Source organism: Vibrio sp. Y10_XG_PY6 (assembly GCF_024181795.1).
GTDB classification, from domain to species: domain Bacteria; phylum Pseudomonadota; class Gammaproteobacteria; order Enterobacterales; family Vibrionaceae; genus Vibrio; species Vibrio diabolicus.
Window position 1 is genome coordinate 1364170 of sequence record NZ_JAMZAQ010000001.1, and the last position, 26480, is coordinate 1390649.

The 26480-nt window shown below is 41.9% G+C and carries 21 protein-coding genes; 3 read left to right on the forward strand and 18 right to left on the reverse strand.

All coding sequences use genetic code 11. The annotated features are described in order from the left end of the window. Nucleotides 1-113: 113 nt before the first annotated feature. The 11 genes from NL644_RS05950 to NL644_RS06000 all read right to left on the reverse strand — a co-directional run bounded on the left by NL644_RS05950 (nt 114) and on the right by NL644_RS06000 (nt 11853). Nucleotides 114-1217 (reverse strand): alpha/beta hydrolase, encoded by a 1104-nt coding sequence (locus NL644_RS05950; protein WP_176319289.1) that lies wholly within the window; start codon nt 1215-1217, stop codon nt 114-116. A gap of 223 nt (nt 1218-1440) precedes the next feature. Beyond that, on the reverse strand, nt 1441-1851 hold the full coding sequence (locus NL644_RS05955; RefSeq protein ID WP_006741077.1) for a hypothetical protein: 411 nt from the start codon (nt 1849-1851) through the stop codon (nt 1441-1443). Nucleotides 1852-2054: 203 nt separating this feature from the next. Beyond that, nucleotides 2055-2585, reverse strand: coding sequence for a hypothetical protein (locus NL644_RS05960; protein WP_253658169.1), 531 nt, complete (start codon nt 2583-2585; stop codon nt 2055-2057). A gap of 93 nt (nt 2586-2678) precedes the next feature. Then, complete coding sequence (locus NL644_RS05965; RefSeq protein WP_114323893.1) at nt 2679-3290, reverse strand: hypothetical protein; 612 nt, start codon at nt 3288-3290, stop codon at nt 2679-2681. After that, the gene (locus tag NL644_RS05970) at nt 3283-5508 is read right to left on the reverse strand and encodes a hypothetical protein (RefSeq protein WP_253658170.1); all 2226 of its coding nucleotides are present in this window, start codon (nt 5506-5508) and stop codon (nt 3283-3285) included. The genes NL644_RS05965 and NL644_RS05970 overlap by 8 nt, the downstream gene beginning before the upstream one ends. Nucleotides 5509-5520: 12 nt before the next feature. Beyond that, nucleotides 5521-6978, reverse strand: a complete 1458-nt coding sequence (locus tag NL644_RS05975) for a DUF4150 domain-containing protein (protein WP_253658171.1) — start codon at nt 6976-6978, stop codon at nt 5521-5523. Nucleotides 6979-7126: 148 nt separating this feature from the next. Next, nucleotides 7127-7918 (reverse strand): type IVB secretion system protein IcmH/DotU, encoded by a 792-nt coding sequence (gene icmH / locus NL644_RS05980; protein WP_006741083.1) that lies wholly within the window; start codon nt 7916-7918, stop codon nt 7127-7129. Then, the gene (gene tssK, locus NL644_RS05985; protein ID WP_253658172.1) at nt 7915-9240 is read right to left on the reverse strand and encodes a type VI secretion system baseplate subunit TssK; all 1326 of its coding nucleotides are present in this window, start codon (nt 9238-9240) and stop codon (nt 7915-7917) included. Before tssK ends, icmH begins: the two co-directional genes overlap by 4 nt. Nucleotides 9241-9251: 11 nt before the next feature. Next, a complete protein-coding gene (tssJ, locus tag NL644_RS05990; protein ID WP_005392625.1) occupies nt 9252-9752 on the reverse strand; it encodes a type VI secretion system lipoprotein TssJ in 501 nt (166 codons plus the stop codon). Continuing rightward, nucleotides 9745-11244 (reverse strand): type VI secretion system-associated FHA domain protein, encoded by a 1500-nt coding sequence (locus NL644_RS05995; RefSeq protein ID WP_237310871.1) that lies wholly within the window; start codon nt 11242-11244, stop codon nt 9745-9747. The genes tssJ and NL644_RS05995 overlap by 8 nt, the downstream gene beginning before the upstream one ends. A 9-nt stretch (nt 11245-11253) precedes the next feature. Beyond that, nucleotides 11254-11853, reverse strand: coding sequence for a hypothetical protein (locus NL644_RS06000; protein WP_253658173.1), 600 nt, complete (start codon nt 11851-11853; stop codon nt 11254-11256). Nucleotides 11854-12391: 538 nt separating this feature from the next. On the opposite strand from NL644_RS06000, the gene NL644_RS06005 reads away from it, so the two are divergent. The 3 genes from NL644_RS06005 to NL644_RS06015 are packed head-to-tail and all read left to right on the forward strand — an operon-like array spanning nt 12392 to nt 17606. Further along, nucleotides 12392-13705, forward strand: a complete 1314-nt coding sequence (locus NL644_RS06005; RefSeq protein ID WP_253658174.1) for a type VI secretion system ImpA family N-terminal domain-containing protein — start codon at nt 12392-12394, stop codon at nt 13703-13705. A gap of 27 nt (nt 13706-13732) precedes the next feature. After that, nucleotides 13733-17125, forward strand: a complete 3393-nt coding sequence (gene tssM / locus NL644_RS06010; RefSeq protein WP_253658175.1) for a type VI secretion system membrane subunit TssM — start codon at nt 13733-13735, stop codon at nt 17123-17125. A gap of 28 nt (nt 17126-17153) precedes the next feature. Next, on the forward strand, nt 17154-17606 hold the full coding sequence (locus tag NL644_RS06015) for an Lrp/AsnC family transcriptional regulator (RefSeq protein WP_005373369.1): 453 nt from the start codon (nt 17154-17156) through the stop codon (nt 17604-17606). 54 nt (nt 17607-17660) lie between these two features. Here the strand turns inward: NL644_RS06015 and tssG are convergent, their stop codons facing one another. The 7 genes from tssG to NL644_RS06050 all read right to left on the reverse strand — a co-directional run bounded on the left by tssG (nt 17661) and on the right by NL644_RS06050 (nt 26453). Then, nucleotides 17661-18659 carry a type VI secretion system baseplate subunit TssG gene (tssG, locus tag NL644_RS06020; protein ID WP_006741089.1) on the reverse strand — a complete coding sequence of 333 codons (999 nt, stop codon included), beginning with the start codon at nt 18657-18659 and terminating at the stop codon, nt 17661-17663. Further along, the gene (tssF, locus tag NL644_RS06025; RefSeq protein WP_006741090.1) at nt 18656-20404 is read right to left on the reverse strand and encodes a type VI secretion system baseplate subunit TssF; all 1749 of its coding nucleotides are present in this window, start codon (nt 20402-20404) and stop codon (nt 18656-18658) included. The genes tssG and tssF overlap by 4 nt, the downstream gene beginning before the upstream one ends. A gap of 10 nt (nt 20405-20414) precedes the next feature. After that, on the reverse strand, nt 20415-20825 hold the full coding sequence (gene tssE / locus NL644_RS06030) for a type VI secretion system baseplate subunit TssE (RefSeq protein ID WP_005392634.1): 411 nt from the start codon (nt 20823-20825) through the stop codon (nt 20415-20417). A gap of 61 nt (nt 20826-20886) precedes the next feature. Then, on the reverse strand, nt 20887-22362 hold the full coding sequence (gene tssC, locus NL644_RS06035) for a type VI secretion system contractile sheath large subunit (protein ID WP_005392635.1): 1476 nt from the start codon (nt 22360-22362) through the stop codon (nt 20887-20889). Between the two features lie 8 nt (nt 22363-22370). Further along, complete coding sequence (tssB, locus tag NL644_RS06040; RefSeq protein ID WP_005373381.1) at nt 22371-22877, reverse strand: type VI secretion system contractile sheath small subunit; 507 nt, start codon at nt 22875-22877, stop codon at nt 22371-22373. A gap of 26 nt (nt 22878-22903) precedes the next feature. Continuing rightward, entirely contained in the window at nt 22904-24466 is a 1563-nt protein-coding gene (tssA, locus tag NL644_RS06045; protein ID WP_253658176.1) for a type VI secretion system protein TssA, read from the reverse strand. Continuing rightward, the gene (locus NL644_RS06050) at nt 24453-26453 is read right to left on the reverse strand and encodes a protein kinase (RefSeq protein ID WP_253658177.1); all 2001 of its coding nucleotides are present in this window, start codon (nt 26451-26453) and stop codon (nt 24453-24455) included. The genes tssA and NL644_RS06050 overlap by 14 nt, the downstream gene beginning before the upstream one ends. Nucleotides 26454-26480: the final 27 nt, after the last annotated feature.

The following is a 26480-nucleotide window of genomic DNA, read 5'->3' on the forward strand; positions in this document are numbered from 1 at the left end:
TAATAATGAAATACTCTCCGTAATGGTTCACCGAGAATCTAGAGAATTTTTCAATCAATAGGAACTGAGGAGCACAATAGTAACCGCTCCTCAGTTGTCTTCTAGAGGGCGATCTAAACTAAATTAACCTTAAAGAAGCTCTCTAATTTATCAAATGGGATCACATCTAATTGATCGTAGAGATCCGTATGATTCGCATTTGGAATGATCATCAATTCTTTAGGCTCTGCCGCCGCTTCATACGCCGTTTCACTGAAATAGCGAGAGTGCGCCTTTTCGCCATGAATGAACAACACTGGGCGTGGAGATATCTCTTCAATGTAGGTCAGAATTGGCATATTCATAAACGACAGCGGCGTTGTGAGTGTCCATGCAGCATTTGAGTTAATCGCTCGTGGATGAAAGCCACGTTCAGGAGACTTGTAATAGGCTGCATACTCAATAACAAATTGGGGCTCACCTCCAACTAACTCAAGCGATACTGGCCCGTAAGTAGGTGTTCCATTTTCGGCGTCTTCCCATCGTTGCAGGCTTAGCTGCTCTAACGTTTGCGTGCGCTGTTCAAACGTCGTACTGTCGTTATAGCCTTTAGACATTACACGGGTCATATCATACATCGTACTGGTTGCGACTGCTTTGACGCGTTTATCTGCAGCAACTGCGTTTAACGCCATGCCGCCCCAACCACATATGCCTATCACACCAATTTTCTGACGATCAACGTCTTTCTGTAGGCCAATAAAGTCCACAGCTGCGCTAAAGTCCTCTGTATTGATATCAGGTGATGCAACGTTTCTTGGTTCACCACCACTCTCTCCGGTATACGACGGATCAAACGCTAAAGTAATGAAGCCTCGCTCGGCTAATGTTTGAGCATATAACCCTGAAGACTGCTCTTTCACAGCGCCAAATGGACCACTAATGACGATAGCCGCAAGCTTGCCACTTTTATTTTTAGGTTGATAAAGATCCGCTGCCAACGTGATGCCATAACGGTTTTTAAAACTCACTTTGCGATGTTGAACTTGGTTACTTTTCGTAAATGTTTTATCCCAGGTGTCACCAAGATTTATTTGCGTCTCAGCTTGAACGGAACTCGTTGAGAGCGATCCGACTCCCATAGCAACCACGCTGGCACCCGTCATTTTCATCATATTGCGACGACCTTCATCAGGTTCATCTTGGTAACTTGCTTGATTGTCGTTCTGGCTTTTCATGGTAGACACTCCTAATTAACGTAACACACGATGAGTACAGTACGCGGAGGCTTTATCGCTCCTACTTTACTGACACGTACATTGTTGCAACTTTCGTATTTTTTCGTTAACCAGATACTACGCATTGCTTGCCTAATCTTCCGAAGATTGGTCTAAACCTCTTCTAACGTTAATTAAGGCGTAAATAAAAAGCGCCTGTCGGCGCTTTAATTATCTATAGCTCTTATTGCCATGTTGGCTCGCCAAACTCTTCACAACGTTGCTTGTCGTAATTTTCAATGCGCCCGCGTTTACCTACAAACTGAACCTGAACAACCATTCCAGCTTCAACATATTCACTGAAATAATCGCAAGAAACACGAAAACTAGTATCGCGTATCACAATTGGTACCCATTCATAGCCGCCGCTGCGTGGTAAGTAAGACTTGAAGGTAATGACCCCATCATCTGAAACGTTGATTTCTTCATCATATTCATTCAACTTATAAAAGCGTTGTCCATCAAACTCTGCCTTTGCTTTTTCAATTATTTCCTTCGTTGCTGTCGATTGCATCGGCGTATTTGACACCAGTTGACACCCAACAACAGATGTCAATACGGACAAAGCCAAAGCGAGTTTAGTTATTTTATTCATTTACCTAACCACTGTAGAATTATTCAACACTTATCATTTTAAAAGGAGGGAGACCATACTTTATTTTAAAGAAAATAAAAAGCGCCTTTCGGCGCTTTTTATCTGAACATTTCTTATCCAAACGTCTCGAGTAAATTTTCTAGAAAAGCTAACTCTTTATTACAATGAATTTTATTTAGGCTCTCACTGGAATCTATTGCTATTTAATCCCAAGCTTCAAACTCATTGGGCTTTACGTGTTTTATTTTTAATCTAACGCTAGGAGCCAGAGCTGTTTCAGTTCCCAATTCACAGTAGTACTCAACAGCATTTTCATCTTCAATCATGTCAACGGAGTTAGCAACGACACTCAACCGTCCACCACCTCTTGTCAATGAAAAGTACGCATTCTTGTTTTCATTTACTTCAAATTTCAAAGGAATGTATTCAGGTTCTTTAAGAGAAATATCTACCCATTTATAGCTATCTAAACTCTTCCCTTGTCGTGGGGCATAAACTGTTTTCAACCCATTTTCGTCAACAACGAAGTACATCGAATTCTCGGCTTGATTAAAACAAGCTTTCAAGCCACCACCTTGATTTTCCAAATCACATGTAAATACAACAGAGTCTTGTTCGCAGCATGCATTTACAAAAAATGGTAATGGCAAAATAAATAAAAAACTCACTACCTTAATAAATTTATAAACCATATTAAACTTAAGTGTATCGACTGCATTTAAAAATAAAGACAATACAGAGCCTTGTCAAAATAGAGATCGCGAATATACATCGGACATTCCAAAAATGAAACATTCATCAACATCTACTCTAGTCTTCTATACTGTTCATAAGTTAATGTCGATCGTCATATCTTGTACAGATTTATATAAATTGTTAACTATAAAATCAGAGAGTGCTCTTCTATCATAATTTTCCAAATTAATAATACTCTCTGGAGACTGTACATTGACTTTATATATCGTGTTTTCACCTTCTCTTTTATCAAAATTCTCTTCGAGATATAAAACATCGGTTAGAACAATTTTATTATTTTTGTAAGAATAAACCAAAATAAAACTATAATTAGAATTATCTTCCTGTGTTGTTGTTAATATAATATTATTTCCAACATTTTGGTTGGCTGAATAACCCAATTTCTTCACTAGAGTATTTGATATAATCAATTTGTAATTAATATCATTTTCTAACACATCAGGATAATTACTCTCATTGCCTGAAATCGTTGATATTTGATTATCACCAAGCAATATATCTTGACCTAAAAAACGTTGCTCAGATTTTGAAAAGTAATAATCTCCATCAATTTTATTTACCTCAATTTCAACTTTTTTATTTTTAAGATCTATTAAAAATAAATCTTCAACTTGAGAAAAAGAACTAAAGCTCAATAAAGCTGAAGATATAAACACGATCAACCTTACTAAAAATTTATTCATTACATAAAACCTCATATATATCCAAAAAATACTTTGTTCTTTTTTCTTTGTGAGAACGTGGAAGGCGTGAGTTAACAACATTAGTGATACTATTTGTACTAGCTATACTTCCGGACACTTTCTCATTCAAATTATTAACATCCCAAAAGCCAAGAGCAGCTAAAAACCCTTCTTTGGTTTTCAAAACCGAGTAAGGGTCATCTGAAATATTAAAACCCAAGTCTTGAATTTTATTTTCCAATCTAGTTTGAACAGCGTCATAGTTATATTTCCAAGTTAACTGTATAAACCCCTTCCCCTTATACCTCAATCCAGAAACGTCTCCTCCCTTGACGAGTACAAAATGGCCATCTGGTGAGTCACAAGAATACACACGTTTCGCTATCTCATCTTCCTGAGGAAGCTGGCTATAATAATAGCTTCTTCTTCTCACATACTTTTTCTTATCCGCCTGTGAAAGTGCTTTGTATTCACTTTCATCAATTCGTATGTAGCCAAGACTAGCTGCTTCTTCAGGGTATTTATTGAAGTAACGCTTAAACATTTCTTTTAACCTATCGACAGAATACCATAAGTCCTCTTCATTACCTTCTAGTTTCGAACCAACTTCAGCTCTTATCTGAGCAAAAAATTGTGCTGCTCGTTCATTGGTATTTATTTCAAAGCTACTGGCATATTTATTAAATAAGTCACGCACTTCTTCTCTTTTACTGAGGGAAGAATCTGGAAACATCAGATTCATTTGCTTTTGAGTCACGTAGTAACCCGAAACAAAAGAATTAACAAAAGGCCAATAATGCCAAAGACTCTTGTCACCGCTTAGTTGCAAATCACCTTGTAAATCCTGCATCCATGAGAACTTATCTGCTCTTTCCAGTTCGAATTGCGAGAAAAGATCAAAGCTATCCATCACTTGATCGCGCCATGGGGAGTTGCGGTAGTCTTCTTCAGTCACAAAACCAGCGGAGCACTTAATATCTAGAGCTTCCTTCGCGGTCTGATGGATTGATTCATAAAGACTTTGTGACGATTCTGTATGCCAATCTGTAGGGTGTTTCACAATAAATCGCTCAAAGTGTTTACGCTTACCGTCTAAGTATACTTTGGCGTCGCGAGCAGTGAACGAGGAGAAGTCCGTTACTTGATCTTCTGTCACAGATTCAAGTAATTGCTGAATAAACGAATTACTCATATCAACGGCACCGCTACTATCGGCCCCATCGATAACAACGAGTGGATTTTCTTCCGCATTTTTGGGAGAAATCTGTTTTTTGAAAAATTCGGGCGGCTCCTCATAAGAGAACATCTCGATATGCACGCGATTGTCGTCTTTCTTAGTTCCAATTGCATCGTTACTGTACTCATGCAGTCCCATGTAGCCGATATCTTCCCCAGTTGAAACTTTTATTCCCTCTCTAAATAAGATCGAGAGTAAACAAACCACACTACCGTCCCTAATCATTGCCGCGTTGTCCGACATCCATTTAGGTTCTGAAACTGGTTCTGATAGGACAGCAGAGGAATCTTCTAAAATGTCAAAGTCACTATTGAGACCCGAAGCAAACCAAACAATCTTGTTTAACAGTGCTTTTTCGCTACCACTTGCCGATTCACCATTCTCTACCACACGGCACTTTATCATTTTGTAGGTATTTTTGCCGATCTGGTATGGGTGGGTTTCCTTCTCTTCAGCATACAAGTATTCAAGTAATGTCCCTTTAGACATCGACCGTTTTTTTACTTTTACGCTAGAGTTAGTAGGCACATCACTATGTTCGAAAATGCGTACATTACGCCTTTCTTGTAAGCGATAACGCGTGTTTATTGATGAATTAGCGCCAATATCTGAAGGTGGCGCAAGGTGCATATAAAGTGTATAGAATTTAAATACATCTTCACTATCTTCGGGGTTTACAGCCTCATGCTCGATAAGCACAAAGTTATTACTGTATTTAAACTCTTGCTCTTGGTACGTTGATGTTAGGTAATCAGGATTTATGCGAAATGCCACTATTTTTCCATCAAGCATCGCTTGAATAGGTCTGAGCCCTTTCCCCCACGGTAACATTTTTGATGTTAAGTGAACACCACTATGCCAACCATATCCTTGTCCTATTAAATAACGACCACTCTTAGCTTGAGCAAACAATTTCGTAAAATCACTGAGCGTGTAGTAAGCGTCACCTTCTCGTTGCGCTATCGGAAAAACTGCATCCATGATTTAAATGTCCTAGTCAGAAAAGTTATCGTCAAAAGTGACAAATGATGGGCGGTTCAAATTGTTTGACTTCGTGTACACCACCGCATTAACCCTACCTAAATTAGTAGCAAAGCTAGATTGGCTCGCTATGTTAACGGTACTCCCAAGGGCCATTGCCGATATAGAGATTAGGGTGTCATTTTTGGTCTCGAAAATTTGGCTAATGACGTCAGGAAGTGCTTGTTTGAAGTGGTTAAGTGCTTTTTTATAACCGTTTATACCCTCTTCAACAGAACTCAACGATCTTGCAGAAGCTTGGCTTTGTATGAAATCTAAACGACCGATGATTTCACTGTTTAGCTCATCGATGTATGAACAGATTTGATTGTTTATCAACGTCCATAAAACAAACTGCAAATACTTCACAGTATTCCCAGTCCCTAAAGAGCGAAGCTTCGCTAATAATTCATAGGGAGGCTCAAACACATCAGCTTGATATAAGACTCTCAATATATCGCCATTTTCGTGCACTTGCTCCAAGAGCAGTTCAACTAAAGGCTCATATTTCTCTAGCGTAGTTGTATCAGTTTGGATGTGATAAAGTGCCGAAACATAAGCATCAGAAAAGTCTTTAGAGTGATTTTGACTAATCGCATGAGGAGACAATATACGGCTTTGCTCTAACACAATATCTTTAAAGTCATCATCACTGAAGGATGGGGACATTAATATGCCCCAGTCATTAGCAACCCCAACACGATCTTCCCAAAATGGCGAGCGGCGACCTGCGACAAACGTACAAAAATCATTCGGATCAGGGTAAGTTTCCGTCACAATATTTTCAGCTAAAGATTGGTTCGGAGTGTAAGAGTCTTGAGTTTCGCTGAGCACTAACTTACATTCTTTTAGAGCGAGACCATTAACAGATGCTTTTCCGCTAGAATCCAGCACTCCACTCCCAATGACAGCACCTGAAGGTTCGACTAAAGAAAATTGTGCATTAGAGTAAGGGAGCCCATTTGGATATTTGCATTCTATATCCAGCGTATACGTCCCTTCCTGGTCTTCCGTAACAGAAACCGATGGGTTTTGTGCGCCGCCAAGACACATGGTATTGGCTTTATTCATGGTCATTTGATCGGACAGGCGACATACGCCCTTACCTTCAAACTTAACCGTTGGTGAAGCTGAAATGAATTTTGCTTCGGCTTCTATCGTGCCTGAGGCAATGCCTTTTCTGTCACCGCCCGCATCGCCAGTACTTTTTGAGAACGTACTGCCCTTGATAGCGACACTGTTACCGCCATCCATAGAGACCGTCGTAGTCCCACCAGCAAGGTCTGCTGATTTAGCATTGTTGCCATAAGGGATAGGAACGACTGGCTTGCCGACCTTAGTTAAACAAACATCTGGGAGCGTTGCATTCGCTTCACCACCTGAGCCTTTATGAACTATCGAAAGTCCATTCGCACCAACTGTTACGCCCATAACCAATCCATTTGAATTTTATTGATTGAATGATAAAAGAGATCGCACATTGCAATCTCTCTAAATGACTAGTGAATTTCACTAAAAGACCAGTGATATTCACAGCAAACCTTAAAACTGGCAGAAGATCTCATTTTTAGATTTCTGGTTATCTATACACTTCAAGCAGTTGCTGGAATTTTAAGTCTATGACGATGTAGGTTGCCGCATACATAAGCGCAAACGTAATCGCACTAAGACTCAAGATCAGCTTGGGTGAAATTACCCTTTTTAACGGCTTCTTTAGGTATTTAGCTTTAAGGTTGATTAAAGAAACTTTTTCTTGTTCTGCTAGGCGGTCATCTCGCACTAATCGATAAATGGTGCTGCCAATTTCCGCTAACTTTTCGTTACCACGCTCTTCACGGCCGTACTTGCCTTGGAAACCAAGTTGAAGCAATAAATAGAGAAACTCTATAACGTGACGGTATTTGCGAGGGTCGGCTTTTAAGCGGTCGAGAATAACGAAAAACTTGTCACCACCAGATGTTTCGTTATGGAATTCAGACAGTAAGCTGTTCTGGCTCCAGTGACTATTTGCCCCCCATTCTTGCCGACAAACAGATTCATCAATCGCCGCACACAAGCAGTAACGAATAACAAGAACCGAAGCACGATCGAGCTCCATTTCATTAAGTTTTCGTTCACCTTTTCGAATCTCACGTGCCACTTGTTCACGAAATGGCATCGGGTCATCAAGCCAAGGGATCGAAGACATACAAGACAGACTGGCGATCAACCATGAGAATTGATCCACCAGCGGGTTAATACCCATGTTGTCGATAGATAGATCTTGTACTGCGATGTTTCTCGATAAGTCAGGCGCTGGCATTACCTCCATTGGTTTGCCAGGCTCTGGTTGGAATAAGACTACGGTGACGTCTGTTTCTGCGTAACTCATAGACGAACGGCCCAAAGTTGCAATGATAAGTTAGCGAAATCGCCCGCAACGTGAATCGCAATCGCAGCAGTGTTCTTCAATGCCATCCACTCTTCACCCGTTTTATCGAGCTCGAAATAGGTATAGCCAGCGTGATACGGCAGCGCGCGTGGCACAACTGGCATTGGTTTGATCTCAATCCCTGGCAGTTGAAGGTTAATCAAGTCGCGAATGTTATCGATTGAACCGATCTTCGTTTGGCTGACAAACTGCGTATGCAGGACATCCAAGGTAACGTCGGCTTTAACTGCAAGAATAAAGGTCGTCGTATCAATGATCTTATTGTCAGGGATCGCTGCCGTTCTGATGCCATAGTTCTGATCTTTTAAGGTCAGTGGAATTGCTCTTTGTTCAGACATCACGCTCAATGTCATTTTCGCACTGTCTAGAACGCGAGAAAGACAGCTAGTAAGATCACCATGATTGTATTTAGTAAACTCAATAGGTCGGCGTGTCGTCGAGCACAGCGTCGAAAGCTCGCCCTCTGCCTGAAGAAGAATTCGATACAAAGACTCAGGGTGTACAGCTTCTGTGTTTGCAAAATGCCAAAACAAGGGTTCGTATCTATTGAGCGCTTGCAATAGCATAAAGTCAGAAACTGATGATACGCCTTGTTGATCCACCACTCCCAGTCGCTGAACTATGGATTCTGCGCGGTGCTTGAGCATAGAAGCAAACTCCGTCGCGAACTTATTAAGTACCGTAGATGCGTGAATATCAATACAGGTAGGAATGAAACTATCATCTAAGATCACGCTGCCATCTGGCTTCACTTCCGAGATCTTGAGGATCGGAATAGACGTGTAAGCACTTTTATCTTCATGGTCGTACATTAAGCAAAAGTTAAGCTTACCGACGACGATATTTGCCATGTCTTCCGAATCATAACAAGCATCAACCGCTTCTTGAGATTCCATCGTATAACGTGCACCGTCTTTTTTAGTGCCAAATAACTCAGAACGTTCCGATGGTAACGGACAGCACAAATAAACCACTTTATCGGCAATCGAAGGATCCACATCTTTCACTTCTGGTAGTTCAGCGATCAGTGGAAGCTCAAATGGCGTGCGGTCCTGTAGGATGCCTTCTGCACGCGTAATACCAATTTTACCGAGGGCTAGCAGTTGTGAATTTATTTCCAAACGCTTAATCCCCCAATGTAAAGGAGATGCGTTGTTGCTCAACATGCTCGACAGTTTACTTTGCGAACGATCGAGTTGTTGAAAATGCTGCGGCTTCATGAACATTCCATCTTGCCAAACAACTGGATTGTATAAAGACATGTTTCTATCCCTTAAAAGTAAACCTGTTCAATGCCGCGAGTATTATCAGAAATTAACTCACTGCCTTCTAACTTGAGCTTGATGTAGTACTCGCTCTTCTCTTCAATGACTTCAACTTTACGCCATGACGAACCATCAATATCACGAAAGGCCACAGAAAAACCGACGGCACGAGTGTCAGGGTCTAGCGTTAGCATTTCATGAACTTTTCCACCTGGCTGTATTTGATATTCATAACGTTTGATGTACTCATCACCCAACGACGCTTTATCGTTTTCAAACAGCGCAAAAAAATCTAAGCTTCGGAATAAAACTGGCGAATTTAATTCGTGAAGGCGGAGAATGACCGGAGATGACTGCCCCCCATCTCTCACATTGAGTACAGGTGAGGCCTCAATAACCAATTCAATGGACGAAGTTTCTGGTGTGATACCCGTGGACTCTTTAAATTGATCCCACATGGAACAACCGGACAACATGGCAAATCCGAGTAATACGGCGATACTACGCATGGTTTCCCTTAATCACTTTGTTATAGTTTTTCTTAATCAGCCCTTTTAAGGATGTTTCGTTGAGCAGGCGACGATTGTTAGAGTAGAAATCTAAATATTCGCCCCACAGTTTTGACTTCGTTGAGAACAAAGATTGACTCGCCACTTTGTTAGCAAATGCAACGGGATCGTTCGTCTCTGATTGTTCTAAAATGAGCTCATTCAGCGCTTTATTAAACGTGACTTGGTGGTCATTCAACTCATCCAGCATTTGTTCTACCAGTTCATTTGGAGCCAGTAGATGTTGGCTATTGAGAGTCAGCATCAGCTCCGCAATGTTAGAGTTAGACTCACTCGTACTCTGCTCTTCTTTCAAGGACTCTACTTCGTGTAATTCTTTCTGCAGGTTATCAATACATAAGCGCAAACAAGTGCCCATTTGTTTGAACAACTGAGCTTCATTCGTCATTAGCTCAGGATTTCGAATACCCAAACCATCAAAAAACGCTTGTGCTATATCTTGAGAACAGGCGGTTGCTTCGATACCCGCTTGCTCTTTAGTCGTACTGTTTATCTTAGGTTCTGCAGCAGGCATTTGAAGTTGCGGATTAGTTTGAGAAGAAGGGGTAAATGACTGTGTCATCTCTTCCCATTTTGAGCCCGTAGCAGTATGTTCGACGATCGCCTCTGTGGAGTTAGGTGCACGATGTTGTCTTTGAACTGCCCTATCTAGAATCGTCGTTTGGGGTTGAACCGTCTCTTCTGAGACAATATCTTCTCTATGTGGCGTACCGTTCTCTACCTCTATCCCTAACGAACCATTTATTGATGCGTTACTCTTGGTCTCCGTAGCCATCCAATCTTCAGGTATGAGGCTTGGCTGATCAAACTCGGAGTATATGCTGAAACTGTCATCGACCACCTGACGTGTGCTTTCCACCGTTTTAGGCTGTTCAGGTTCTGGATGCTCATCGTCACGAATTAAATAATCATCATCTCGCTGCATTGAAAAGTTAAGATGCGCAACAGGATCATGACAATCAATGTCATCCTGTTTAGTCTCCATAAACAAATCTTCTAAAGCGCCTACTTTTTCTTCTTCTTCGACAACTGCGTCTCCGAGGCTAACCAAAGGATCATTGGATACTCGCTCAGGGGCTATATCAGCGGCAATGTCTTGTGTCGAGGTAACATGCTCCAGAGAAACGCCTATTTCATATTGTCCTAAAGAAATAATATCGCCATCGACTATCGCAACAGGTTGATTTTTGAGTATTTTGTTTCCGTTAACCATAGTGCCATTAGTGGATACGTCACTAATATAGTAGGTATCTCCATACACACTGATCAGGCAATGAGTGCCTGATATAAAGCGGTTGTGATCGGTTAAAGACACACTACAACTTGGTGAACGCCCCATTGAACCACCATTCTCGGGCATTTCAATGTGCTTTACACCTGTGTATTCCTCTGGGCATTTAGAAATAAATAGAACTAGCTGATTTGAGTGCATCTATATACCTCAAAATAGCATAGAAACAGACAGTTCAAGCCCACCTATCCCATCATTGATAACTGGGAGAATATAAGAGGCTTGAGGAATGATTTGTATATGAGCATCTGGGTTACTACCTAGCTTAATGACTGTACCAACGGCGATAACTGCACCCAGCTCGAACTGCTCGATGTCCTCGACACTCTTATAGCGGTAACCTTCTGGGTCAACTTGCCAACGGTTTGAATATTGTGAGTAACCTGCAGATAAACCAGCACCTACGTACGGTGTGAAAACGCTCCAAGAAGCCAGCGCATATTGCGGTACAACACGAAGTTCATAGTTAGTTACTTCTTGATATAGACCGCTAGCTGGCGCTTCGATATCTTCTGCTAGGTAGTTAAGCCCTAACCACCAGCGCCAACGGTTATTATTTTCATCAATAGGGCGAGAATGAACCAAGCCAAACCTCAGAGTGTCTTGTTCACCACTGTTACCTTCTTCGTAATTAATGCTATCGATAGTCAACATACTGGCAGAGAGTCCATAACGCTCTCCCTTTGCGACTGCAAAAGAAGAAAATAGACACATGGCTGAAATCAGCCCGATTTGACTTGGTTTTAGCATTTCGTCCCTCTAGGAAAACCGATATTCTACTTAGAGGCGAAAGATATCAATTATATTCTCTTTTTCAATAAGCCTAAAAAAACACCTATAACTTAATACATTTCAACTACAGGGTTGGTTATTTTACCTACAAACAAAAACTAATGGACCGAACTGAGTTAAAGCAATGAGCCTGTAAACCTATTTAATTAAATAAAAATTAAGAAGGCTCTATCACCAATTTAAGAGGGCTATTTTAAAGAACACAGACGAACAAAAAACAGACAAAATTAACAATTTAATCACATTTATTAACTCAAAAGATCGACTTCGTCATATATAAGGCTCTCCTTAAAAACAAATCGAACTATTGACATTAATATTATGAACAAAGATCACACTAAGGATAATTTAATTTATTTTTTAAGTGTTTTTATTATCTAAACAACTTCTTTTGTCTATAGAATCACTTCGGTAATGCACTGCTTACAATTTAATATAACAGCAGTGGAGTCCTATATACCTTAATACTTCTATATGATCAGTTGGAATTTGCCTTATGTTTTTTAGCGACTTCGCTCGAAGACCAATCGATGAAAATAACCCAAGCGGCTCTAACCCTAATGGCTCTGAAGACTTTGACGAAATAAAACGTCAAATAAATAATCTTAATAAAGTCACCGGAAGAGTCTCTTGGAAAACGGTTCAAACACTCTCAAAAAAAATCTTGAGCACTCACGCAAAAGACTTACGTTGTTGCTGCTACTTCACGGTCGCATCAACATATAACGATGGTCTAAGAGGCCTTGTTGAAGGGTTAAATTCATTGCTTGATGTGTGTGTCGTCTATTGGAACACCGCATACCCTGAACATTCAAAGTCAAAAGCACGAATGAGCGCAATTGAATGGATGGTGGAGCATACTGAAAAACGTATTAATAAGCACCGTGCGTTGCCGGAAGAACTTCCACTGATTGAAGCTGCGCACCAGTTGTGTTTAAGAATAGAGGAAGAGGTTCGCCTTCATTACGGTATTCAAGCGCCTTCATTTGGTCGCATTCGTCGTATCTTAAATCAATGGGCTGAACAGATACAAGAACAACAACATGCCATAGAGTTACGTGAGAAAAAACAAGCAAATACTAACGCTTCAGCTTCCGCACAGGCAACACCTGAAATTAAAGTGAATGTATCTCCCTCTCCTGCCCCGGACTCGCCATCCCCCCTCAATAACAGTGAAAAAACGAACCCAACAAAGTCCGGCCGATTTATGATCTACTTCATCATTGGCTTGATTGTTACGGCGATATGTTCACATTTTGTGTACGAACAACAACGCTATCGAACGCTGGAGCAAAAAATTAGTCAAGCTTCACTTAATGAACTTGTAAAGTTGGTCGCCTCGTTAGATTACGAAAATAAAAAATATGCCCAGTCACTGAAAACACCAACTATTAATCGCGTAGATATTATGATGAATAACTGGTTTTTAGACTCGGCCAAAGTAAGTAACGTCAGCGAGCTCGATAGCTTGACCAATGAATTAATCGCAATCTATCCAGATTCATCTTCTGCCCAGCAGTTACGTCAAAACTTTTTGACACAGAGCGCCCATTTAGAAGACCAGTTTATGGATGTGTATAAGCGATTTTCAGACGCAAGAACGGTGTTTGCCAACGTAGCTAGACAGAATGTAGATAAGAACTCTAAAACGGCGTACGAATATAGTAACTCACTATTCCCGCTTCTAGGTCGTATTGAATACGCTGAAAAGTATTCACAGCAAAAGGAAATTGACCGCGCAACCCTTTTACTGAACATCTACCTATATAAATTGAGTCAGCTACAAGCTGAAAAAACTGACAATAAATAACAATACAATTAAAGAAGTTTTAGGCTTATGTTCAAACAAAAACTGTTTAGAAATCCAGTTGTGATTTCTACTATATTAACGCTTTTAGTGGCGATAACCATTACCGCTATTTATCTTCTTTTTCTAAAAGATGCAGATAGACTGTATCTTTGGCTGAGCCTTGGTGTTATCGCCATTTTCTACGTCACTTTTCAATTAACACTATGGTTGAAAAAAAAGAACAGCGCTAAAGCTCAAAATTTGGAAACTGAGGAAGAAGCTCTTTCTATGGTTATCCAACCTCTTCTTGCTAACTCAGGTAAGAAACCAATTTATCTGATGCTTGGTAATAAAGGGTCAGGGCGACGTCAATTTTTATTTAATTCTAGTGCAATTAAACCAATGGATCGCACGAGAACCGCTAAGAATGATTTTTTTGAATGGTACGAATCTGACAGCGCTGTATACATCAAACCTGACCAACGCTTAGTGTTTCAAGAAATATCAAGCAGTGATGCTTCTTTATGGAATACATTCATCGAAGAAGTAATTCGCCACCGACCTAGAAAACCATTTTCTGGCTGTTTATTCTTCATCGACTTCGAGTTCATGATCGTCTCTGAGTCAGAACAAAAAGAGTACACTATTTCGTCGTTATTGGAGCGCTTGAGCACTATCAACTCTAAAACGTCGTCAGCATTACCCATTTATCTAATTATGTCGAAGCTAGACAAGTTAGATGGATTTAAAGAATACATGCACTTTAGCTCTCTTAAGACACGTGTAGAGTTCCTTTCTATCCCGCTGAAAGAGGCCAAAGGTGTTTTTTCAGAATACTACCGTGATAGCTACCGAAATCTAGTTAAAGTGCTTGAAAGTAACGCGCTAGATGCATCAGCTAACTCAACAGATATCGACGAGAAACAGGCAATTCTCGCTTTCCCTAAGCAGTTTGAGCTATGTCAGTCTGAAGTCAGCTATGTTCTTGAGCGTCTGTGTGATGTTAACAACGGTGTTTATTCGCTAGATATCCGTGAAATTTTCTTTAGCTCAAGTTTACAAGGCGGTCGTAAATACAATTTACTAGCAAAAAGTTGTAGTAACTACTTCAACTTACCAATTATCGCCTCTGAGCATACCCAGTTGACGGAAACACCGTATTTTTCTCGCTTTCTGATTGATTCGCAAATATTGCCTGAAAGCGATTTTGCGGGAGAAAACAAGACGTATCTTCGTCTAATTCAGAGACAAAGCCGTTTAGCCATACTCGGCTCCATTATTCTGCTTGCTGGCGGTAGTTACTTTTTTGCAACTACGTTAGACAGTAACTTACATGTGATGAATCAACTACTAAGTATTGATGACAAATCACAAGCAGAGCACGATGCAAGATTTAGTGAGCTTTTAGAGAATGCAACCAAAGCGATAGAACCGTCTTATGGGGCATGGCTTAAAGGTTCTAAGGCTTTAGATGAGGAAATATTACCACTCAATATTAGCCGTTTGGATCAAAGCACTCGCATTGCCTACGAAGCGTTACTTAAGGAAGTCGCTCAGCAGCTAATACCTCTGATTGAGAAAGGTTACCACCTACAATTGGCACAAAATCAAAACGCTTTCACGCGCGCTTTACCTCTATTGAAGGGGTATTTAATGCTTAATGATCCATCTAAGCGTGATATCCGTTTTTTACGTCATCAAACACTCCAAATGATGAGTGATTTGAGTAACCAAAGTGACGTCGTTGATCAGGCCATGCGCTACTTAGACGCCTACTTTCGCACACAATTTGCTCCAATCGATATCAATATGGATCTTGTTCGTGCAACACGTCGTTCATTACTTGCAAATTCGAATGTCGACCTCGTGTATGCAGGCATTTTAAACGAAGCAAGCTCTATTGATTTAGGAACATTAGATCTGCAACGAGCCGTCGGTTTTGAGTTTAGCAATGTATTTAATACGCCAATCGATAGCGAACGCTTAATCGTCGATAAGATCTATACCTCCACTGGTTTTAGCACCTTTTATCGACCACGCGTGGACTTAATGTCACAACGAGTAATCAGCGACAACTGGGTTCTAGGTCTATCGCAACATGTCATCCCTACCAACGAAGAGCAAGAAGCCTTTAAAGAAGAAGTGCGAAAAAAATATACTGATGACTACATCAATAACTGGCGTAATGCGCTGAGTGAGCTCAAAGTCCAAAACTATGACAACGTTGGTGACCTGACCAACGCGATAGACTTAATCTCTGGCCCTTCTTCACCAATGACAACGGTATTGAAGCAGGTCTATGCCAACACGCAATTTTCACCCGTTGGCGAAAAAAGCGTTCTAATTTCAAAACTTGACCCGAAACTCGCGGCAGCAGCAGATTCTGCATCAGATGCCGTAGAAGAAGTGGTAAAGCCTGATTACTTGCTAATGCAACGTGTTGAGCAAGCCTTTCACTTATTAAACCAGCTTCAAGTGAGTGAGACACCAAACTCCCCTACTCCTTGGGATGAGACCGTTGCAGCGTTGAGTCGTGTTCGCACCTACATGAAAGACATCGCCGACGCGCCAGATCCACAAATGGCGGCGCTAGCAGCAGCACAGCATCGAATGAACAGTACTGAGGCGGACCCATTAATCAAGCTTAAACAGATTGCACAAAAATCACCAGAACCCGTTCGCAGCTGGTTACTAGATGTGGTTCAGCAAAGCTGGTCAGTAATGATTACAGAGTCCGCAAAAGGCATCCAAACTCAGTGGTACAGTGAAATTTATACCAAGTTTAAAGAGATTGGATTGGGGAAATATCCATTTGACCTAACAGCGACCGAGGAAATCTCAATTGAAGATTTCGAATTGCTATTTGCTTCAGGTGGTTTGTTAGACACATTTATTCAGAAAAACTTTGCACCGTTCTACGATACGAACTTGTGGACGCCAAAGCAGGTAGATGGTGAGACGATGCCAATCTCTCCAGCTCTGCTAGTGCAACTACGCAACTATAATGTCATTCGAGATACATTAATTAATAAAAGCACCAACCGAGTTCATATTCCGTTTAGTGCAAGAGTACTCGACCTTGACTCTAGTGCAATTAGAGCCAGTTTAAAAATTGCGGATACCAATATGAGTTACTACCACGGTCCAAGCCGAATTCGTGAAATGGCCTGGCCACCGCAAAATGGTGACTTCAATATTAGTATCACACTCCAGGATGTAACCGACGAAGGTAGACAGCACGTTTTAAATAAGAGTGGTCAATGGGCGATATACAGATTGCTAGGTGACTCGACCTTGACAAACACTCATAACGGCAGCTTTGTCAGTGACATAAAAGTGTCAGGGAGGGACTTAAGCTTACGCATCACTCCATTGACGCAGAAAAACCCATTCACTCTTGCTGAGCTATATAACTTTACGCTCCCAGAGTCGATTAAATAACAATATAAAAACAAAATAGGCAGAACACATGATTTCAAACATGACTTTACAAGGTTTAGATAAATTAGATCGAAAAATACTTTCAAGTCTATTGTCAAACGGGCGTGAGTCTATTGCGAATCTATCTCGAAACATTGGTTTGTCTCGTACAGCAGTAGCAGAAAGGATTAATCGTTTAGAAAAGACCGGTATTATCAAAGGCTATACCGCACAAATTCGTGTAGAAAACGAAGGGCGCAAAGCCGCAAGCTATCTATTGATATCTTGTGAAAAGGGTAAGAAAAATGATGTAACAAATGCGCTTAAAGAAATCCCTGAGGTTCGCTTAACAAGCGTTGTTGGTGGCAACTTTGATATTATTGCCCTAATTGAAGCGCCCGATCTGCAGTCTATTCATCATCTTTGTAACGAAATTGAGTCATTTAACGGGATTCAAAGGCTTGATACTACCGTCGTACTTCACCAGCCGATCAGCCGTTAAGCTTTTCTGACCTTTTTGATGACAACATAAAAAGCCGCTCGTAGAGCGGCTTTCTTATATGCTTCCGATAACTCGGATTTTGGCATCTTTATCACTTGGGTTACCTAACCAGAATGTTTGTCCTAAGTGGTTCCCTTCCCCATTACCTAGCTTATTCTCTGGTATACTATCCAAGTTAACTGTCAACTTTAAGTCCCACGACATCGGGTCACGCAAAATGAAACGCATTAGGCCGACCAGTGTTTTGTGTAACTCACCATCGTAGGAAAACTGCTTAAATGTTTCAAAATCGATGCTGTCGATGCAAAGATTAAATTTGCCGTTTAAGTCCGCAATACTTTGTCCTAAGTGCAAATTTTGCCCTAATATGCAATTAGCACGGTTGAGTTTATTCCGTTGGCTTTCTGCGATTTCTACGCGGCGATATACCCACTCTTCAATGCGCACGCTAGGCAACGAGAAGTAATGCGAAACAATACCGGAAATCAGCTTTGGAGAGCGTGTACGCGTAGAAAGTTGGTTTACATAAGACAGTATTTTCGCTCGATCTAACTCTGCGACCTTACTATCTTGCATTACGCTAGATAGGCCCGCCAAGTGCAGAATACGTCCAGAGAAGGCATCACTTGCCCCGCTTTGGTACTGCACGTGATATCGGTATTTCTTCCAAACCCGGTACAACAAACTGGTGTACCGATTATGGAAAAAATCAAAGAAATCTTTTACCGGATTGTCTTCAGGATCTCGCCCTGCCAGTTTCTCAGTATAAGAAGCAGGAAGTGGTGAGCTTGAACCATGCAAGCCAAGAAAGTTGGTTTCGACTCTAGAATACTGCTGGCCATTTCTCTCCATATGAGCAATAAAGTCCATATCGCTCTTTGGAAAAGATAAGTTTGGCGAAACGCTGAACTCAATACGTTCTTGGTGGAAGTACTTGTTCTCACCGACGGCGACAAAGTTAGAGTTCGGCTCTAGTTGATAATGCTTCTCTAGCAGCAAGACTGCTTGATAGAAACTAAACTCATTCGACTTATCAGAAAGTGTATTAATCATAGTATCGTCTGCTGTCCGATAAGACTTGCCCAGTTATAAACCTCGCCTGTCGCTTCATCAAACACTTCCAGTTCGGTAAAGGAGTTCACACTCGAATACAAACGGATGAATTCGTTAAGCACCGTCGCCATCAAGAACATGTCGCCTTCATTGACAAAAAATTTGGAATTGGTGACCAACTTAAACTGATTGCCGCGTACCGAAACGCCACGAAACACACGGTCGATTGGTTTCATTTCCGAAGAGATAACCCCATCAAGTCGATGAATTGATGCACGGTGCGCTTGTCTGTCAACTCGAGAGTGGAAATCATAGGTAGAGAGAAGTACTTTAAGTACATCAATATTTGCCAGCGATAAATAGTTGAGTGACATATTCGCAATTAGCTGCCACTGAAGCTCACCATTCACTTGCGGACTGACCGATTGAGTGGGCTTGGTAATATTCCTAAACGTCGCATAGGTCGGTGATTTATGAGTCGCGTAAGTGATATCCCCCACTGACAAACGTTCCGCCAAATCTGCGTTACTACATTGCAGTTTCATGAGTACCGTTTCTGTCCCCAGTTCCGCAATATCCCCATTATGAGTATGAAATGATATGTAGCGTTCAAGGCCTCTACCGCTTACACGCTCAGCAACTTTAGATTTGTAGAACTCGCGCTTATCTCGTTGGTTAATTTGATGCTCAAATGATTCAAATTCAATCAGAGACTTTCGACGACGCTCGTCTTTACTCCAGCTTTCCACTTGCTCAATGGAATAGACTTCGTAATGCTCCTGAGTGTTGCTTTGCGGACGTACCTTGTACTCGTTACGTCGGTGCTCTAAACGAATTGGATCGCCATCTTTTTCAAATAAATTAACGGCAGGCGTACAGTGCAACTTCAAGTGTTTATCTTTAAGCACCACTTCTGACGGTAATGCACGCTTAAAGTGGAATTTGATTTTGACCGTGCTACGTTGTGGAATGCCTTTTAGCCACTCTAAGCCTTTAATGTCGAAGAACATGAACTTATCTGGCAAAGAGAAGAATTCTTGCAGCAAACGATAGCCTGCAAATGAATTTTTGCTGTAAGGCAGGAGCGCTTCGTCCTCTTCATGCCCAACTGGCTTAACGTATTCTGGCCCTAAGCGATGTTTGTAACCACCACCAACATCTAATTCGACATAATCTAGGTAACGGAACAGCCATAAAAAGACAGTTCGAGTAATATGAATCTCGCCATGCAGGTGTAATCGCAGCGTGTCTAAACCGATCCGAGACAGTTCAAGACCATGCTCCGTCGATAAAGTCACATCAATCATCGAACTGGTGCGGCTGTTGGTCTGTTCGATGTTAGTGATCGTAATTGGGTATAGATTGACGTCGTAACAAGTACGGAACAAACATTGCGTGCCCTCTACCTGTTCACTCGCCATTTCTGCGCCACGTTTCACCACGGTTTTCTCAGTAACACTTCCGGTATGCGGTTTTAGTTCGCTAATGCACAAAGACGGAATCGAACGCATGTAATGTGGCCACAGCAAAGTCATCAGAGATTGCGTCAGCTCAGGCAGTTCATCATCAATCTTCTCGCGGATTCGACCTGTCAGAAAGGCAAAACCTTCGAGCAGTCGTTCGACATCTGGGTCAAAGGTTCCCTCAGAGAGAAAGTGAGTTAACTTCGGATGATATTTGGCAAACTCACTACCCGACTCACGCAAATACGTGAGTTCATCTTGAAAGTATTTACTGTTACTCAAGTGGCACCTACTAAACGTTAAATTGGCCGTCGGTTCCCATGTAGACGTCTATCGACATTGGGACTTTACCGCCGTTATGGGAAACTTCGCCGCGAATACCAAAGCCGAGTTGTAGCGGGTTATGGTGATCTTCACGGTAATTAACCTCGACATTCAACAGTCGCGGTTCAAAGCGTTCTATGGTTGACGTGATATTTTTTTGAATGTGGCGAACTAGGTTCGTGTTGTTAGAAAGTACGTCATTAAAATCTGGTAAACCATACTCATTGTCGATCATTGCATTCCCAGAATGGGTATTCAGCAAGTCTGCGAGATGAGAATGAATAGATTCAATCAAATGCTTGTGAGAAACGACTTTCTCGTAACAGTTTTTGGGTTCACCAAGCTCAATCCGCTCTAAAAGACGATAGCCTTTTTCCATCTTCACTCCTACGAAAAAAGCAGCCAGTCTTTACTGGCTGCTTTATGGTTTCAGCAATGGGTTATTGGTCTAACTTACCAACTAGAGACAAGTCGAAGCTTGCACCCATGTACTTGAAGTGAGGACGTACAGACATTGATACTTTGTACCAACCTGGATCGCCTTCTACGTCTGATACTTCAACCTTAGCAGCACGTAGTGGACGACGACCACGGACTTCTGCTGGCGGGTTTTCCTGGTCAGAAACGTATTGACGAATCCACTTGTTCAGTTCAATTTCTAGGTCTGAACGCTCTTTCCACGAACCGATTTGCTCACGCTGTAGCACTTTGATGTAGTGTGCTAGACGGTTGATGATGAACATGTAAGGAAGCTGAGTACCTAGCTTGTAGTTCATCTCTGCTTGTTTGCCTTCTGGCGTGTTCGCAAATACTTTCGGTTTTTGAACTGAGTTTGCAGAGAAGAACGCCGCATTGTCAGAACCTTTACGCATGGTTAGCGCAATGAAGCCTTCTTCTGCTAGCTCGTACTCACGACGGTCAGAAACCAGGATCTCTGTTGGGATCTTAGTCTCGATTTGACCCATGGCTTCAAAGTTGTAAACCGGTAAGTCATGCACAGTACCACCGCTTTGAGGACCAATGATGTTTGGACACCAACGGTACTTAGCGAAAGACTCACTAATTTTTGATGCCATCGCGTACGCAGAGTTACCCCATAGGTAGTTGTCATGGCTGTCTGTTACTTGCTCATCGTAGTCAAACGCCTTAATTGGGTTATCTTCTACAGAGTAAGGTGTACGTAGCATAAAGCGAGACGTACATAGACCTAAGTAACGCGCATCTTCGTGTTCACGTAGACTACGCCATTTAGTGTATTGTGGGCCTTCAAATACTGACTTAAGATCTTTTAGATTCGGTAGCTCTTCATAGCTATCTAGACCAAAGAACTTCGCAGACGCCGATGTAATAAATGGAGCATGAGACATTGCACCCACGTTTGCCATGTACTCCATCAGTTTGATGTCTGGAGACGAAGCCGACATATCGTAGTCACAAATGACTGCGCCAACAGGTTTACCACCAAATTGGCCATATTCACGCGTATAGATTTGTTTGTACAAACCAGACTTCACCACTTCTGGCGCGTCTTCGAAGTCATCAAGAACTTCATCTTTCTTCGCAGAGATCAATTCAATTTGAATGTTCTCACGGAAGTCAGTGTGGTCAACCAGATACTTAAGGCCACGCCACGTTGATTCAATCGCTTGAACTTCTTCGTTGTGAAGAATTGCATCAACTTGCTTAGACAGTTTTTGGTCGATTTCAGAGATCATCAGATCAACCAGAGATTGGTCGACTTTCTCTGTGTTCGAACTGCTTAGTAACTCACTGATGAATGCTTCTACGCCACGTTTTGCAACGTCAAAACCTTCATCACTTGGCTTTAAACGAGTTTCGTTAAGAATGCTATCCAGAAGTGAGCCTGATTCAACTAAGGCTGCTTCTTGTTCTGGCGCTTGTGCTTCTGCAGACATGATATCCCTTACTCTTCTTTCGCGTCTTGGTCGTTGCCAATGCTTAGTTCATCCAACAGTTTCTTTCTCGCTTCTTCATCTTGAAGAACCGATGCGATCTTCTTACGGAACGCAGGAACGTTTCCTAGAGGGCCTTTCAGCGCCACCAAGGCTTCGCGAAGCTCAAGTAGGCTGTTTAATTCAGGTACACTTTTCGCGATCGCTTCTGGAGAGAAGTCCTTCATGTTTTGGAACGTTAGATCAACACCGATTTGGCCGCCTTCTTCATCAGAAAGACGGTTTTCAACGTTCACTTTAACGTTTGGAGACATGCCTTCTAGCACTTCGTTAAAGTTGTCTTTATCGATATTGATTGGAGTGCGTTCTTCAATTGGCGTTTCATCTGCACGTGCAGTAAAGTCGCCAACCACCATCATGCTTAGCGGCAGTTCTACGTCTTCTTGCGTATCGCCAGTTGCTGGAACATAACGGATATTAATTCGCTCTTTAGGAGCCACCGAGCCGTCACGTGACATAATTCGTTCCTTATCTAACTCTTTAATTAGTCATAAATTGCTTTCCACTCTTCATACTTCTCAGGTAAAAGATCCTTACTTCTGAATAACTGATGGAGTGTTTTTCGAATCAGGTCTTCTAACTGCGACGATAAGTGGGGTTCCCAGCTCGCGAGATTAAACGCATTTTGTACTTCCCACCCCTTCTCAAGATACGGCAAACACAACGGGTATAATCCAACAGACTGGTAAGCTGCTATCAATTGTAAATACAGCATGAACTGTCCACGCCCTGAGCCATCCAGCTCAAGCTTGCGGGCAAGTTCTGCGGCATATTCCCCTAGATTTTCTAGAGTGATATCCTCCACCAGCAATGAATCTTCTTCAGCGATCACAACCGTCTGTACGACAGTTTGTGCTGCCGATGAAGTAGCATCTTGAGTAGACAACCAACTCAATGTTGCTTCATCTGCAAATGGTATAGAATTCTTAAAAGAGAGGCGTTCAATGCCCTCCAGTGACTCAACAAACCGCTTTACTTCTTGTTTCACGGCAAGTGCTGCGTCATCAAAACCTAAGTTAGTAAGCATCAAATACACGAAATGGTGGCCTGTGAGCCAAAATGGCGCGTCAGTTAGCGTGCGCTCCAAACGTTTAATCGTGTCGATGTCACTTTCCTGATTGGCTTTGTCGCGGTATTCCGCTTGTTGATCGGACGATACCGCCAAGCTCAATGGCGTTTGATCGTTTTGGTGGTCAGGTAGACCATCAATGTCATCCCAAGTCAGATGACGATAAATTCGGTAAGCCAGCGGATCACTTGGGTTCGCATGAAGCATGACTTCCGCAACCTTCTTCAAGGTTCGCTTAGAAGCCGTCGGCGAAGAGAAGTCCGTATCGACATCGACTTCTTTTACTACGGCTTTCTTAACTGGCGCAGGTTTAGGGGCCGGCGGAACCGTCTTCACTGGTGTGGTTTGAACATCGTTCTGTGCTGGCGTTTCTACCGCAGCTGGTGCAGGTGCCGCTTGTTCGATGTTTGCGACTGACTCATCGCTCTGGTCATCGGCCGCTGCTTGTTGAGATAAAACATTGAGCTGCGTGCGAATCTCAAAGAAGTCAGCTTCGGAGTCTTGGTAAACATCGTCGTACTGACGCTGCACTTCTTCAATCGCCGAAATACAGCCTGAAACTAATTCCCAAGATTGCGCACTGTCCGCAAGCTTAGTGCTCATCAATTTAAATTGATGATTCAACCACTCCACCGCACCGTCTCTACCGCGTTTCCGTGTCGGGTAAAGATCACTACCGAAGCAAGCTAACGCCTCATTAAGCAGTTTCAGACCTTGTTCAAAACCTTTGAGCCCGGATTCCTCTGCAAGCGCTCGTACTAAATAGCAAAGTGCTTTTAAATCTTTACTATGATGCTCGAGCACTTCCATCGCATTGGTTTTTACTACATTCCAGTCGACCGTTTCGCCAAATAGTGAGCCGAACTTTTTTACCTCGGCTTCCATCATTTCATAGCAAAACTCGTAACGAGCATCGTTACCCGCAGGAGATTCATCAGAAATCGGTTTAAGAAGGTGATCAGTATCAATGTTGGACAAAATTCGCATCTCCTTCAGTCAAGTAGTCTCTCAATGCACGAGCTACGGCGATGGCACCATTTGCAGGCTTAGAAAACTGATGACTCTGATTAATCGCATCCGACGCCATGCTATCTAGAATTTTTGTGATCTCTGTAAATTTTCTTGGCGCATTTCGTTCTAAATCAGCAAGGGACTCATGCAATTTCTGTTTGTCGAAAATGGATTGCTCCATCACCGTACTAAACAAAATAAATTCGCTTCTTGCGATGATTAAGTCTGTTATTTTTTTTTCTAGTTCTGGCGTATTACCAAAGTAGTCTTTGGCTAATTCAGCTTCTTCAATCGCTTTGGTATAAAAGTGCGCTTCTGCATGTTTATCAATGGAGTCATTAATATTTTCCATCACTCTCTTTGGTAAGATTTGGCTATAGAAATATGCCTGTGACTGGTTTAATAACCATGCTTCTTTCACTTCTTCTTCTGCGAGCTTAGCTTCACCGCTTAAAATTAAGCGAGCAATCTGCTTATCTCGACTGCCAGCTATGGCAGATACTTTCATGGAATCGATAGAAGCGACATTTAACCCAGACATCACTTTAGTCAGTGTTTCGTCCGCATAGGGAAACAATGCACCATCACGAACGAGTTCCTCTCGCAACGTGACAAGCTCCTTCCGTAAATCCACTAATGTTTGTGGTAGTCCATCAGCTAAAGCTTGGTAAGACTTCAACTGAGTCTGTTTTTCATTATATAAACCCGAAAGGCTTAGTTGCTGAACTCGATACGCTTCTCGGTAGGCTTCAGTCGTATCAACGCTCTGCTCAGTTTTTGCTAATACTTCTTTGATTTTCCATGGCGGCTCAGCCAAAAAAGAAGCAGTATCTGTGGGCGTGATTGTGTGACTTAAAGGTGTCGTTTCTTGGGCAAAAATAGCATCCAATGCATCCGAATTTTGCTGATACAAATAACTTCCTGTCATTGCCGCCACACTCAACACTAAACTCGCCTCCAATAGCTTGAAGCGTCCGTACGCTGTTTTATCATTCGACTTACAGTGTGTAAGCAGAAGATCCGCATTACGCAAGCTACTGAAAATTGGTGCGTTAGAATTTGAGTTAATTGATTGCGTATCGATTCGCGCTAACTGTTGAGCAAAAGAAATAGCGGTATAGCCATGCCCTCTTGGTTTATTGATGACTTGTTTCAGCAACTTCCAAATATGAGCCGGGATCAATGCAGGACGCTTTCGGTCTTTTAATTGCTTATTCCAAGTATCACCAAATATTGAACCCAAAAATAAATGTCCAGCGAGCAAAGCAAGGGAGTAAACATCATCTTGCGGTTCCGCGATGCCAGTTTCGATATAAAGAGGCGAAGCGTAGTTCAAGCTTGCTTCTGCGTAAGGTTCCGTTTCTCCAATATAACGAGCAGCACCGAAATCGATGAGTTTAACGTAATCGCCTTCACTCACTAGCACGTTGGATGGCTTAATATCAAGATGGCAGATGCCTCTTGTGTGCATAAACTCTAAGGCACCAGCGAGTTGATATACCAACCAAGCGATATGGTCGTGGCGGAAACCTTTAGAAGAGTGACGCTCCATCTTTTCTGCCAGTGATTCACCTTGGATCCACTCGTACATCAAATATGGGCGTTCGAATTCGTTGCCGATTTTTATGAAGTTAGCCACGCTAGGATGTTGGGAAAGCTCTAATCGACTCGCTTCGTTAACCAACATTTTACTCGCAAATTCTGGCGAGTCATCATTGATAACTTTGCAACAGATCTGCTTTTCTGGCTGCCCTTTTTTTGCGAGATGATAAACGGTTGTTTTACCATTTTTAGAGGGAAGCTTGTCTAATACATCAAATTGTGAAAAAAGCACGTACTCAAGCTTTGGCTTATTTTTTTCTGCTAGCCTTTGCTCATTCAGTTTCTTTTTCTCAATAGCTTTCACAACCAACTGATCGATATATCCTTTGGCTGTACTCTGATTATTAGACACTTAGTACTCTTTCATAGAATAAATATT